At 72.1% G+C, this 13,321-nt stretch carries 9 protein-coding genes; 7 read left to right on the forward strand and 2 right to left on the reverse strand.

What is annotated here, in order from left to right:
- Positions 1 to 4: 4 nt before the first annotated feature.
- Positions 5 to 250: a superinfection immunity protein gene (locus AC6EI4_RS08805; RefSeq protein ID WP_498423211.1), complete on the reverse strand. Its 246-nt coding sequence runs from the start codon at positions 248 to 250 to the stop codon at positions 5 to 7.
- A gap of 54 nt (positions 251 to 304) precedes the next feature.
- Between AC6EI4_RS08805 and AC6EI4_RS08810 the strand changes: the two genes are divergently transcribed.
- The 7 genes from AC6EI4_RS08810 to bar all read left to right on the forward strand — a co-directional run bounded on the left by AC6EI4_RS08810 (position 305) and on the right by bar (position 9,840).
- Positions 305 to 1,726, forward strand: coding sequence for an HNH endonuclease (locus tag AC6EI4_RS08810; RefSeq protein ID WP_498451225.1), 1,422 nt, complete (start codon positions 305 to 307; stop codon positions 1,724 to 1,726).
- Between the two features lie 49 nt (positions 1,727 to 1,775).
- Positions 1,776 to 2,444: a lysophospholipid acyltransferase family protein gene (locus tag AC6EI4_RS08815; RefSeq protein WP_498451226.1), complete on the forward strand. Its 669-nt coding sequence runs from the start codon at positions 1,776 to 1,778 to the stop codon at positions 2,442 to 2,444.
- A gap of 241 nt (positions 2,445 to 2,685) precedes the next feature.
- Positions 2,686 to 4,839 carry a hydantoinase/oxoprolinase family protein gene (locus tag AC6EI4_RS08820; RefSeq protein ID WP_498423206.1) on the forward strand — a complete coding sequence of 718 codons (2,154 nt, stop codon included), beginning with the start codon at positions 2,686 to 2,688 and terminating at the stop codon, positions 4,837 to 4,839.
- Complete coding sequence (locus AC6EI4_RS08825; protein WP_498423204.1) at positions 4,836 to 6,803, forward strand: hydantoinase B/oxoprolinase family protein; 1,968 nt, start codon at positions 4,836 to 4,838, stop codon at positions 6,801 to 6,803. The genes AC6EI4_RS08820 and AC6EI4_RS08825 overlap by 4 nt, the downstream gene beginning before the upstream one ends.
- A complete protein-coding gene (locus tag AC6EI4_RS08830) occupies positions 6,800 to 7,594 on the forward strand; it encodes an SDR family oxidoreductase (RefSeq protein WP_498451227.1) in 795 nt (264 codons plus the stop codon). Before AC6EI4_RS08825 ends, AC6EI4_RS08830 begins: the two co-directional genes overlap by 4 nt.
- Positions 7,595 to 7,749: 155 nt before the next feature.
- Positions 7,750 to 8,688, forward strand: a complete 939-nt coding sequence (locus tag AC6EI4_RS08835; RefSeq protein ID WP_498451228.1) for a carbamate kinase — start codon at positions 7,750 to 7,752, stop codon at positions 8,686 to 8,688.
- A gap of 57 nt (positions 8,689 to 8,745) precedes the next feature.
- A complete protein-coding gene (bar, locus tag AC6EI4_RS08840) occupies positions 8,746 to 9,840 on the forward strand; it encodes a barbiturase (RefSeq protein ID WP_498423199.1) in 1,095 nt (364 codons plus the stop codon).
- A gap of 94 nt (positions 9,841 to 9,934) precedes the next feature.
- Here the strand turns inward: bar and AC6EI4_RS08845 are convergent, their stop codons facing one another.
- Positions 9,935 to 13,180 carry a M14 family metallopeptidase gene (locus AC6EI4_RS08845; RefSeq protein ID WP_498451229.1) on the reverse strand — a complete coding sequence of 1,082 codons (3,246 nt, stop codon included), beginning with the start codon at positions 13,178 to 13,180 and terminating at the stop codon, positions 9,935 to 9,937.
- Positions 13,181 to 13,321: the final 141 nt, after the last annotated feature.

Raw genomic sequence — 13,321 nt, forward strand, 5'->3', positions numbered from 1 at the left:
GCGGTCAGCGGTAGGGGCCGCGCACCGCGATCGCCTGGTGCGGCATGCACGCCATCACCAGTGCCACCACCCAGCCGACCGCGGTCCAGCCGAGGAGCAGGTTCACCCAGAAGATCGCCCCGGCGTTGGACTTGCCCCGCAGCGAGGCCACCATCCAGGGCAGCATGTAGCCCAGGGACAACACGGTCACGAGGATGCTGACGAGCGCGCTGACCGGGCGCGGGCGCTGGTCGGTGACGATGCGATTCATGGCTCCACGCTACGACCATCCTGGTCGCTGCGCAGGTGTTGCGGGGTACGGCGGATGCGGCCGAGCCACCGTCAGCTGCAGCTGGCGGTGGACTGGGCGGCGATGCACTCGGTGGAGTCGTTGGAGGCGGCGGCAGTGGTCCACGGGCCGTATGGCGACCACGGCATCCCGGTCGCCGGGCCTGGGGCGCCCCTGGTGGCGGAGTTCGCGGTCACCGAGTTCGCCCTCGCGGTGGGGATGTCTACCGACGCCGGGCGTCGGTACGTCGGTCAGGCTCTGGAGTTGCGCCACCGGTTGCCGAAGGTCTGGGCGCGGGTGGTGACCGGGGATCTCGTGTCGTGGAAGGCACGACGGATCACGGACGCGACGATGAGCCTGGTCCCGGCCGGTGCGGGGTTCGTGGACACCCGCGTCGCTGCGGTGGCGCACAAGATCGGTCTCGCCGCCCTGGACCGGCTCATCGAAGAGGCACGGATCCGGTTCCAGCCCGAGGAGGCCGAGCAACGGCGCCGCGCCGCTGCGGACGGGCGGTGCTTCGACATCGACACCGACCAGGTCTCCTACGACGGCACCATGACCGTGCGCGGGGAGCTGGACCTCGCCGACGCGTTGGACCTCGACGCTGCGGTGGCTGCGGGTGCGGCCCAGCAGCAGGCGCTCGGATCGGTCGACTCGCTCGGGGTGCGGCGGGCGAAGGCCGCCGGGGAGCTCGCCCGACGCCAGCTCGCCCTCGACCTGGGCGCCGGCACGTCAGCCGGACGGACGGAGCTGACCGCCGGCGCGGACACCGATCAGTGCGGTGGATCCAACGCGCCAGGTGCTCCCGATCAACCGCACAACCCGCATAACGCGGGTTCTCCCGCCCACCGGTCGAGTGCAGCGGCCCGGCGACCGCGGCAGGTGGTGCTCTACGTCCACCTCTCCCACGACGCGCTACGCGCCCGGGGCCTCGACGACACCGGCGTACACGTGGCTCGCGTGGAGAACACCGCCTCCTTCGTCTCGCTCGACCAGGTCCGCGACTGGTGTTCCACCCCCGATGCCCAGGTGATCGTGAAGCCGGTCATCGATCTGGAGGACCACGTCCACGTCAACGCCTACGAGACCCCCGACCGCCTCGTGGAACGCCTGGCCCTCATCGAGCACACCTGCGTCTTCCCCTGGTGCACCCGCCCCGCCCGAAGACTCACCCCCGACGGCCATCGCGCCGACTGCGACCACATCCAAGACCACGCCACCGGCGGCACCACCTGCTCGTGCAACCTCGCCCCGCTGTGCCGACGACATCACCGCCACAAGACCCACAGTCCATGGAGCTACACCGCCCTCGACGCGGGCAGCTACCTCTGGACCAGCCCCCAGGGCTACCAGTACCTGCGCGACCACACCGGCACCCTCGACGTCTCCCACGACCGCCGTCCGGCGCGCGCCGACCCGCCCGGCGCCGCGCACGCCGTACCTCGGCCCGACGAGTAGTGCGACCACCCACTCCGGCGCGCCCGGCGGGTGAGAGCATGAGCGCCAGATGATCTATCGAGCGCTCCACACCGTCGTCCCTCCCGTCGCCAAGGCGATCTGGCGTCCGAGCGTGCGCGGGCTGGAGAACGTGCCGGCCACCGGCGGCGTGATCCTCGCCAGCAACCACCTCAGCTTCGCCGACAGCGTGGTGATCCCGATCGTGGTGCCGCGCAAGGTGGTGTTCCTGGCCAAGTCCGACTACTTCACGGGCACCGGCGTCTCCGGGGCGCTCTCACGTGCCTGGTTCGAGGGGCTGGGAATGCTGCCCGTCGACCGCGACGACGCCAAGGCCGCGATGAGCAGCCTGGGCACCGCGCTCGAGGTGCTCGCCCGGGGGGAGGCGTTCGGCCTCTACCCCGAAGGCACCCGCTCGCGCGACGGGCTCCTCTACCGCGGGCGGACCGGCGTCGCGCACCTCGCGCTGACCGCCGGCGTACCCGTCGTCCCGGTCGGACTGCGGGGCACCGAGCAGCTGCAGCCGGTCGGCGCGCGACTGCCCAGGCTGGCGAAGGTGGAGATCGAGTTCGGGACTCCGCTCGACTTCACCGGGCGGTTCGCGGGGGTGGCGCCCGGGCGGGCCCGCCGCGAGGCCACCGACGAGATCATGGCCGCCATCCAGGCCCTCAGCGGCCAGAAGCTCGCCGGCGTCTACAACGAGCGCCCCGTCGACGCCTGAGGGCGCTGAAGCCTGTCGGTTTCCCCGGTCGACCGGGGAACGCTGAACTTGGCGGCCGAAACCTCGCCCGACAACATCAGGGATCGCCTCCCTCAGGCCCCTCCGAGACCTCCCTCGGGCCATCCCAGACCCCAGTACGCCGCCCACCAGGAGTCGACATTCAGCATCTGCCAACGAATCGGGCTTTCGTTGGCAGATCCTGCCGTCGCCGCGGGGGTCGTGCGGGCGCTTGAATCGTGCCATGGCTGACACTGCTGCACAGGGCGCTTCGCGCATCCCGAGCCGGGTCCGGGTCGGGATCGACACGGGCGGCACCTTCACTGACGTGGTGGCCTTCGACGAGGACAGCGGCGAGCTGGTCACGACGAAGACCCCCTCCACCCCGAGCAACCCCGCGGACGGCTTCATGGCCGGGATCGACAAGGTCCTGGGCCTGCTGGGTCTGCCACCGGGCCACGGCGACGCGCTGAGCGCGGTCAGCCACGGCACCACGGTGGCGACCAACCAGCTCCTCGAGGGCAAGGTCGACGCGCTGGGCTTCATCACCACCGAGGGCTACGACGCGATGCTCGAGATCGCGCGCCAGTCGGTCCCCGACGGCTACGGCAACTCCTACTTCTGGGTCAAGCCCCCGCGGATCGTGCCCCGGCACCTGGTCAAGGGCGTCGGCGGACGGCTCGACCACACCGGCGCCGAGGTCCGGCCCTTCGACGAGGCCGGCGCCCGCGAGGTCGCCCGCTGGTTCAAGGCCCAGGGCATCGACACCCTCGGCGTCTGCTTCCTGCACGCCTACGCCAACCCCGAGCACGAGGAGCGGATGCGTCAGGTCCTCCGCGAGGAGCACCCCGAGGCCGTCGTCTCGATCTCCAGCGAGGTGCTGCGCGAGTACCGCGAGTACGAGCGCGCGATGACCACGCTCGTCGACGCCGCGGTGAAGCCCAAGCTGAGCCGCTATGTCACCAACATCAAGAACCGCCTCGAGGAGTACGTCGTCGGCGAGGGCGTCGCGGCCACCGGGGCCCGCAAGACCGTCCCCTTCTACGTGATGAAGTCCAACGGCGGCGTGCTCAGCGCCGACGAGGTCGTCCACCAGCCGATCACCACCGTGCTCTCCGGGCCCGCCGCCGGCGCGCTCGGCGCGGCCATGATCGCCAAGGTCGCCGGCTTCGACAAGGTGCTCACCAGCGACGGCGGCGGCACCTCGACCGACGTCAGCGTCGTCATCGACGGCGAGCCCACCCTCACCACCGAGGGCAGCGTCGGCGCGTTCCCCTCCAAGATCCCGATGATCGACGTCGTCACCGTCGGTGCCGGCGGCGGCTCCATCGCCTGGCTCTCGCCCGAGGGCACCCTGAAGGTCGGCCCGCACTCGGCCGGCGCCGACCCGGGCCCGCTGTGCTACGCCAAGGGCGGCAAGGACGTCACGATCACCGACGCCCACGTCTACCTCGGCCGGATCCCTCCCCACCTGCTCGGTGGCGAGATCCCGCTGGACGTCGAGGCCGCCAAGGTCGGGCTCGAGCAGCTGGCCGCCGACCTCAAGATCACCCCCGAGGCCTGCGCCACCGGCATCCTCGAGATCTCGGCGTGGAACCAGGCCAACGCGCTGCGCCAGGTGACCGTCAAGCGCGGGCTCGACGTCCGCGACTTCACCCTGACCACCTTCGGCGGCTCCGGCTCGCTGCTGCTGTGCCGCCTGGTCGACGTGCTCGGCCTGCAGGCCGTGCTGGTCCCGCCGAACCCGGGCAACGTCTCGGCGTTCGGGCTGCTCACCGTGGACGTCAAGAACGACTACGTCCGCACCCACGTGTCGCTGGCCGACCAGCTCGCCGCGTCCGACGTCCGCGAGATCATGGACGGCCTCGCCGAGCAGGCACGCGTCGCGCTGGACAAGGAGGGCTTCGCCGCCTCCGAGCACCGCTTCCAGCGCACCGCTGACCTGCGCTACTTCGGCCAGGCCTTCGAGGTGCGGGTGCCCGTACCGGAGGGGGAGATCGACGACGCCGCGCTGACGCAGGTCGCCGACCGCTTCCACGCCGAGCACAAGGCGCTCTACGGCTACGACTTCTCCGCCGACCCGACCCAGCAGGTCGAGTGGGTCAACCTGCGCGTCTCGGGCATCGGGCCCATCCAGCGCCCCGACATCGCGCGCCACGAGATTGTCGCCGACGCCGGCGCCCCCGAGCCCCGCTCGCGGCGCGAGGTCTGCTTCGAGGCAGCCGACGGGTACGTCGACACGCCGGTCTTCTGGCGTGCCGACCTGCTCCCGGGCCAGGAGATCGCCGGCCCGGCGATCATCGAGGAGTTCGGCTCCACCGTGCCGCTGCACCCGGGCTTCCACGCCCGCATCGACGCCTACCTGAACATCATCGTCACCCGCGAGGGGGAGAAGTGAGCGCCACGCACACGCACGCCCAGGGCTACGTCGACGGTGAGAGCCGTCGCGCGCCCACCGACTTCCCGTTCGGGACGCTGACCGACGACGCCGGGCGCAGTGCCGACCCGGTCGTCGTGGAGATCGTCCAGGGGAGCCTGGCCGCGGTCGAGATGGAGGTCGAGACCGCGATCGGGCGCACCTCGCGCAGCCCGATGATCCGCGACGCCCACGACTTCCGCGCGGGCATCCACGACCGGCTGCTGCGCAAGCTCACCGGCCGCTCGTACTCGGCGCTGGTGCACCCGGTGGCACGCGACTTCCCGCTGGAGGAGATGAAGCCCGGCGACGTCTTCTTCCACAACGACGTCTACCGCTCCGAGGGCGGCATCGGCCACCTGCCCGACCTGTGCGTCACGGTCCCGGTCTTCCACGACGCCGGCAACGGTCCCGAGGTCGTCGCGTTCGTGCAGGCCTTCGGCCACCACGACGACATCGGCGGCTGCGTGCCCGGCTCGATGCCCAGCGGCGCGACCACGGTCTACGAGGAGGGCCTGATGGTCCCCCCGATCAAGCTGTGGGACGCCGGGGTGCCCAACCGCTCGGCGCTGGCGATCATGACCCGCAACTCGCGGATGCCCGACAGCCTGGCCGCCGACCTCGACGCCGAGTGCTCGGCCTGCCTGATGGGCGCCCAGCGCCTCGGGGAGCTCTTCGACCGCTACGGCCGCGAGACCGTCGAGTCCTGCTTCGACGCGATCATCGACCGCACCACCGAGACCTACCGTCGCGAGATCCTCTCCAAGATCCCGGTCGGCGAGTGGGTCTGGGAGGACTACGCCGAGCACGACGGCGTCGACGACCCGCAGCTGTTCACGCAGCGGATCACGCTCACCCGCACCGGGCCCGAGGACCCGGACGGTGAGCGCCTGGTCATCGACTTCGGCGGCACGTCCCCGCAGGCCAAGGGCCCGATCAACCACTGCGGCGACTACTCCGACGGCAACTTCCTCAAGAAGTGGCTCGCGCCGATCCTGCGCAACCTCGCCGACACCCCCGAGCGGATGGCCGAGCTCGACGTCAACGAGGGCATCGTGCCGCTCATCGAGATGAAGTTCCCGCCGCCCGGGACGCTGCTGACGCCGGTCTTCCCGGCGCCGACCAACGCCCGCACGTTCGTGATCCTGCGCCTGCTCGGCGTGCTCGCCGGAGTGGTGGCCAAGGCCGTCGACGGCAAGATGCCGGCCGACCAGGAGACGATCCGCTACACCGGCGTGTACGGCGAGGACACCGAGGGCCGCTCCTACCTGATGCGCGAGGTGCTGGGCGGCGGGTCCGGCGGGCGCTACTACGCCGACGGCGAGGACACGATCCACGTCGTGCCCGACTCGCGCAACCTGCCCTCGGAGTTCACCGAGTCGCGCTTCCCGTTCCTGGTGGAGCAGCTCGGCCTGGCCATGGACTCCGGCGGCGCCGGCAAGTTCCGCGGCGGCCTGGGCTACGAGAAGCACATCCGGATGCTCAAGGACGGCCACTTCATGTCCATCGCGGACCGGTCGATCCTGGCCTGCTGGGGCGTCAAGGGCGGTCTGGCGGGCAAGCCGTTCGAGGTCGTCATCGACCCGGGCGGCCCGAACGAGCGCACCGTCGACGCCCTCGCCGACGACGAGCCGGTCAAGGCCGGAGAGGTGATCCGGATCCGCACCACCGGTGGCGGCGGCTGGGGCAACCCGCTCGAGCGCGACCCCGAGCTCGTGGTGCGCGACGTGGTGTGGCGCAAGGTCTCGCCGCAGGCCGCGTTCGCGGACTACGGCGTGGTGCTCACCGGGTCGGTCGAGGACGACACCCTCGGCTACGACGCCGAGCAGACCGTCACCGAGCGGGCCGGGCGCCCGGCCGCGTCGGAGGCCTTCTTCGACCGCGGCCCCGGCTACGCCCAGCTGGCCACCGACGGCGCCGCCTCGGCAGCGGTCGACTGGTTGTGACCGCCCGCATCGCCGTGGTCGGCGCGTCCGGGAAGACCGGGCGCGCCGTCACGGCGGCGCTGGCCGCACGAGGCGCGGAGGTCGTCCGGATCGGTCGCGCCGAGTGGCCGCGCCTGGCCGACCGGCTCGCCGGCTGCGCGGCGGTGCACCTGATCGCGCCGAACCTGCACCCCGACGAGCCGGGCTTCGTGGGCGAGGTCCTCGCCGCGGCCCGGCTCGCCGGGGTGGCCCGCGTGGTCTACCACTCGGTGGCCTCGCCGTACGCCCCGGACATGCCGCACCACCTGGCCAAGGCCTGGGGCGAGGACACGGTCCGGCGCTCGGGGCTGGCCTGGACGATCCTGCAGCCGTGCGCCTACGTGCAGAACTTCGTGCCGGCGCTCGCCGCCGGTGGCGACCTGGTGGTGCCCTACGCGCTGGAGCGTCCCTTCGGGCTGGTGGACCTGGCCGACGTCGGGGAGGCCACCGCGACGGTGCTGCTCGACGACGCGCACGTGGGGGCGACCTACGAGCTGGGCGGACCGAGCCTGGTCACGGTGGCGGACGTCGCCGCGGCCGCCGGCAGGGTGCTCGGGCGACCGGTGCATGCCCGCCGCACGTCCTCGCAGGAGTGGGTGGCCACCACGGGGGGCCACCTCGACCCTCGCGAGCGGGAGCTGCTGGTGGCGATGTTCGGCTACTACGACCGCCGCGGCCTGCCGGCGGGTGGCCTGGTCCTGGGCGCGCTGCTCGGCCGGTCGCCGCGTCGACTCGTCGACGTGCTCGCCCGCGAGCTGCCGCGCGCCGGCTAGCGCTGGCCGTCCGGCGCTACCCACCCCCCGAACCCCGTCTCGGCCCGAGCCGTCGGCCTTTCCGACGCTCACTGGCACAAGTTGCCAGGGCCAGCGGGGTTCGTTGGGTTTAGTTGCCGATGCCCGCGGTGCGTTCGGTCACTAGGTTTTGGCTCATGAGGGTCCTGCTAGCGCTCGGCGGAAACGCCATGACATCCCCCGACGGACGTGCGCGTCCCGAGGACCAGATCTCCGCGGTACAGACGGCGATGGCCGCCGTCGCGGAGCTGGTGACGCGTCCCGACCCGGTGGACGTCGTGCTCACGCACGGCAACGGTCCCCAGGTCGGGAACCTGCTGGTCAAGAACGAGGTGGCCGCCAGCGTCGTCCCCCCGGTGCCGCTCGACTGGTGCGGCGCCCAGACCCAGGCCACCATCGGCTACGTGCTGATGAACGCGCTCGACCACGAGCTGGCCGTGCGCGGCTCGCAGCGGCGCAGCGCCACCGTCGTCACCCGCAGCCGGGTGGACGCCGACGACCCGCTGCTCGCCAACCCGACCAAGCCGATCGGCCGCTACCTCACGCGTGAGGAGGCCGCCGTGCTGATCGAGCACGGCGAGACCTGGGAGGACCGCGGCGAGCGCGGCTGGCGCCGGATGGTCGCCTCCCCGGAGCCCGTCGAGATCCTCGACGCGGCGGCCGTGCACGCCCTGGTCGAGGCCGGCTTCATCGTGGTCAGCAACGGCGGCGGCGGCATCCCGGTGGTCCGCACCGACGAGGGGCTGGCCGGCGTCGAGGCCGTCATCGACAAGGACCTCGGGGCCGCGCTGCTGGCCGCCAGCGTCGAGGCCGACGTGCTGGTCGTCGCCACCGACGTCCCGAACGCCATCCTGCGCTTCGGCACCCCCCAGGCCGAGGCGCTCGGCAAGGTCACCGTCTCGCGGATGCGCGAGCTGGCCGCCGAGGGTCACTTCGCGGGCGGGTCGATGGGCCCCAAGGTCGACGCGGCCTGCCGCTTCGTCGAGAACGGCGGCCTGCGCTCGGTGATCACCAGCCTCGAGAACATCGTGGACGGGATCGCCGGCGCCGCCGGTACCGTCATCGTCCCCGACTGACCTCCTCTCTCTCCACCCTGCGGCCCACCCGGCCGCTGCCCCAACGAAAGGAACCGGATGCCCTCCGCCATCGAAGTACGCAAGGTCCCGATCCACTCCGTCGCCGACGCCAGCGAGCTCGCGAAGCTCATCGACGACGGCGTCATGGCCGCCGACCGGGTCATCGCGATCATCGGCAAGACCGAGGGCAACGGCGGCGTGAACGACTACACGCGCATCATCGCCGACCGTGCCTTCCGTGAGGTGCTGATCGAGAAGGGCGCCCCGGCCGACCAGGTCAAGCAGGTCCCGATCGTCTGGTCGGGCGGCACGGACGGCGTGATCAGCCCCCACGCCACGATCTTCGCCACCACCGACGCCGAGCCCTCCGACGAGCCGCGGCTGACGGTCGGCTTCGCGATGAGCGAGCAGCTGCTGCCCGAGGAGATCGGCCGCACGCCGATGATCTCCAAGGTCGCCGACGCGGTGAAGGTGGCGATGGAGAAGGCCGGGATCACCGACCCCGCCGACGTCCACTACGTGCAGACCAAGACCCCGCTGCTCACGATCGACACGATCCGCGACGCCAAGAGCCGGGGCAAGGAGGTCTGGACCGAGCACACCCACGAGTCCATGGACCTGTCCAACGGCGTCACCGCGCTCGGCATCGCCGTCGCCCTCGGCGAGATCGAGATGCCCTCCGACGAGGACGTCATGCACAACCGCGAGCTGTACTCGGCCGTGGCCTCCTGCTCCTCGGGCGTCGAGCTGGACCGCGCCCAGGTGGTCGTGGTCGGCAACGCCAAGGGCGTCGGCGGCCGCTACCGCGTCGGCCACTCGGTGATGACCGACGCGCTGGACGCCGACGGCATCTGGTCGGCCATCAAGAACGCCGGCCTGGACCTGCCCGAGCGCCCGCACCACACCGACCTCGACGGCAAGCTCGTCAACGTCTTCCTCAAGTGCGAGGCCTCGCAGGACGGCACCGTGCGCGGTCGTCGCAACGCGATGCTCGACGACTCCGACGTGCACTGGCACCGCCAGATCAAGTCGTGCGTCGGCGGCGTGACCGCTGCCGTGACCGGCGACCCGGCCGTGTTCGTCTCGGTCTCCGCGGCCCACCAGGGCCCCGAGGGTGGCGGCCCCGTCGCCGCCATCGTCGACCTGGGCTGAGTCACACGTCGTACGACGAGGGCCCCGGCCCCCACCTGCGGGTGGGGACCGGGGCCCTCGGTCGTGGTGGCCTCGTCCGGCCGGCGCCGACCGGCTAGCGCCGCACGACGCGCACCGGGGAGACGCTGCGCTGGATCAGCGGCGTCGCCCGGAACGTCGCGCGCAGCACGTGACGGCCGCGGCCCAGGCGCAGCACCACCTGCTTGCTGCCCTGCGCCGCCTGGGTGAGCGTGATCCTGCGGATCACCCGGCCCTTGTCGGTGAGGACCAGTACGCCGCGCGGGGCGGCGATGCCCGCAGCCCGCACGGACAGGATCGCCCTCACCTTGCCGCCGGGCCGCTCGACGACCCGGAGCCCGGTGCGCGAGGTGGCCTTGCGGACCCGCACGGTGACGTCCGCGCTGGAGGCGTCGAACCCGGCGGCGTCCGGGGTGTACTCCACCTCGTACGACGCGGCGCCGGGCTTGAGGCCCGAGACCCTCAGGGTCGCGGCACCCTGCACGAGCTCGGCGCTGGCCAGTGCCTTGCCCCGCCGGCCGAGGAGCGTGACCGTTCCGGTGGGCTCAGCGCCCTGGGAGGTGACGCGCACCCGGACGGTCGCGTCGCCCGGGTAGCGCACCGCGGGCCCGGGCACGACCCGGACCGAGGTGTTGCTCGGCGCCGCGACGCCGTCGCCCTCGGGGGCCGCCCAGAACAGCGCGCGCGCCGCCTGGCTCATGCCCCCCTTGGTGTGGGTCCGGAAGAACACCGAGGTCCCGAAGACCAGTGCCTTGGCACCGGAGGCCGCCTCGCCGGAGATCACCGCGGCGTCGCCGGCAGCGTGCTCGGGCCCGTCCGCCGGGGCCGGGATCTGCGTGCTCGGCTGCGAGACGCGCCAGTGCCCGGCCAGCAGCGGGTCGGCCCCGTAGGTCTGCTCGACGCGCGTGCCCGGGCCCAGGTCGGTAAACCAGGTGGCGGGGTAGATGAACGCCGCGTCCTGCGCGTACGGCGCGAGCACCGAGTCCGCCGGGGTGTCGACGTCGACGATGCCGTTGCCGCTCCGGTTGCCGCCGACGGCCACCGAGCTGAGCAGCTTGAAGGTGTTGGCGGCGGCGTTGGCCGCGGTGCCACGCCCCACGATGGAGTGCCCGGCGTCGACGTAGGACTGCACGGCGGCCAGGCCCGCCTGCTGGGCGGGAGTGAAGGTCAGGTTCGACCCGATCCACAGCAGGTCGGTGCCCTCGAGCACCGCCGGGTTGTCGTTGATGGCGCTGGCGGTGACCGGCACCAGGTCGTCGAAGCCGAGCTGGGTCAGCGCCAGCTTGTCCTCCTGGGTGCCGGTGTAGGCGATCGTGAGGTCGTCCAGGCCGCGGGTCTCCTCGTCGTCGAGCAGCGCCTTGTCCGCGGCGCTGGCGGGGGTGAACGCGACCCCGTGCTCCTTGGCGACCGCGCGCGCCTCGTCGTAGCCCTCCGGACCGAGCACGGCGGAGCCGTCCTCGAGCATCGAGACCGCGACGTCCTGCTCGAGCAGGTCGTTGAGCGCCTGGTAGTCCGAGACCCCGGCGACGTCGAAGCTCAGGTAGCCCCGGCGGGCCGGGACCGAGCCGTTCGCGCGTGCCGCGCGCACCGGCGTGGTGGCGCCGAGCGGTGCGTCGGTGGTGGCGCCCACCTTGGCGACGTCGGCACCCCACAGGTAGGAGTAGCTCCACGCGGAGACGTCGTACATCGACGGCACCTTGGCGGAGATGTCGCTGCCGAGGTCCAGCAGGCTGTTGGCCAGGCCGCGCAGCGGCTGGTGCATGTCGACCACGTAGGACCCGGCCGGGTACGTCGTGCCGGCCACGGTCTTCGCCGCGTCGAGGGTGCCGACCTCGATGCCGTTGAAGAGCAGCTGGTCGACCAGGTCGGCGGCGTCGCTCATCGAGCGCTGGTCCTCGCCGACGGGGATGACGTAGGCGCGGGGGAGCGTGACCGGGTCCTGGTTGTCGGCGACGTCCCAGAACGGCTTCCAGGAGTCGGGGCCCGGCACGGCGGCGACGTCGGCCTCGGTGAGGGCGGCCTTGGCGGCGCCGGCCTCGCCGCGGCGGAAGATCTCGATCTGGTTGGCGAGCATGTCGTCGCTGTTCTCCGCGACGTAGTCGACCATGCTGCTGATCGTCTGCTTGGCGACCGCGCTGTTGACGACCGCGTTGGCCGGCGTCTGCGAGGAGCCGTTGGGACGCGACTTCGGCAGCTCGACGGTGGCGGTCACCGCGCCGTGGTACGCGGCGTACTGGGCGGTGAACACCGGCGGGTAGTCGTCCCAGCCCGAGGGGGTGTCGCGGTAGGGGATCAGGATGTGGCTGGTGTCGGGGGAGGTGTTCTCCTCCACGACGTCGCCGGTGGTGATGTCGTAGTAGGTGTTGCCGGGGATCTTGGCGGCGACGACGTCCTTCTCGACGCGCTCCGCGGCGGCGTAGGCGTGGCCGATGAACAGGTCGTACTCGTAGTTCTCGCCGTGCGGGGGGCCGCAGGGCTCGACCTGGAGCACGCCGGTGTAGCCGTGCAGGTCCGCGGCGTAGAGCGGCTGGATGCTCTGGGCGGTCCGCACGAACGACACCGACTCCGGCGTCGTGCTGGTGATCATGTCCCGGTTGGCGTCCAGGCTCAGCGCGGTGGCACGGGTGCCCAGCGTGCGGCCGTCGGGGTTGAGCGACACCGAGAAGTAGAGGCGGTGACGCTTCAGCAGCTCGGTGACCTTGGCGGTGTCGCCGTGCACCAGCTCGTCGATGTAGGTCATCGCCGCGTCGGTGCCCTCCCACTCGTTGCCGTGGATGTTCGCGCTCATCCACACGGGGGTCTTGTAGCCCGCCGCCAGCGCCGCGTCCTTGGCCGCGCCGGTCGGGTCGTCCTTGATCTTCTTGCGCCACGCGGTCTGCTGCGCGGTCTGCGCGGCAGTCTCGGGGGCGGTGAGCGTGACCAGGTAGAGGTCGCGCCCTGCCGTCGACTGGCCGACGACCTGCGCCGAGATGCGGTCGCTCTCCTTCATCCAGCCGTTCAGCAGCGGCGCGATCTCGTCGTGCCCGATCAGCTGAGCGGTGTCGGAGGCGTCGGGCTGGTTGTCGGGGAAGACCTTCAGCTCCGGCTGGTGCGGGTAGGAGGCCGGCATCGCGATCGGGTCCTGCTGGCTGGCCGCCTCGGCCGCCTGCTGGGCCAGGGGTGCGGTGGAACGCTTGGCGGCGTCGTACTCGACCACGGGGCCGCGGCCCTTGGGACTGACGGGGTCGGCGGGGGCTGCCGAGGCGGGCGGGGTGAACGCCGCGAGCGCGGTGGCGGTGACGGCCAGGCTGCCCAAGCCGGCCACTGAGCGGGTGAGGAACACGGGGGTCTCATTCCTGCGCGTCGGCCCCGGGTGGGCCGTGTCACACGCATCCTGCACCCGGCCACCCCCGGCGGTCGATCAAATCCCATGCACGTAACAAATGTTCACAACCGGAGTCGGGCCCCGCCCCGCCCCCGCCCC

This window comes from Nocardioides sp. Z43_10, assembly GCF_059766615.1.

Bases quoted from the DNA above. Each gene is read 5' to 3' on its own strand.
- AC6EI4_RS08815 (WP_498451226.1), top strand. From the start codon at position 1,776: ATGATCTATCGAGCGCTCCACACCGTCGTCCCTCCCGTCGCCAAGGCG.
- AC6EI4_RS08810 (WP_498451225.1), top strand. From the start codon at position 305: ATGCGGCCGAGCCACCGTCAGCTGCAGCTGGCGGTGGACTGGGCGGCG.
- bar (WP_498423199.1), top strand. From the start codon at position 8,746: ATGCCCTCCGCCATCGAAGTACGCAAGGTCCCGATCCACTCCGTCGCC.
- AC6EI4_RS08835 (WP_498451228.1), top strand. From the start codon at position 7,750: ATGAGGGTCCTGCTAGCGCTCGGCGGAAACGCCATGACATCCCCCGAC.
- AC6EI4_RS08805 (WP_498423211.1), bottom strand. From the start codon at position 250: ATGAATCGCATCGTCACCGACCAGCGCCCGCGCCCGGTCAGCGCGCTC.
- AC6EI4_RS08820 (WP_498423206.1), top strand. From the start codon at position 2,686: ATGGCTGACACTGCTGCACAGGGCGCTTCGCGCATCCCGAGCCGGGTC.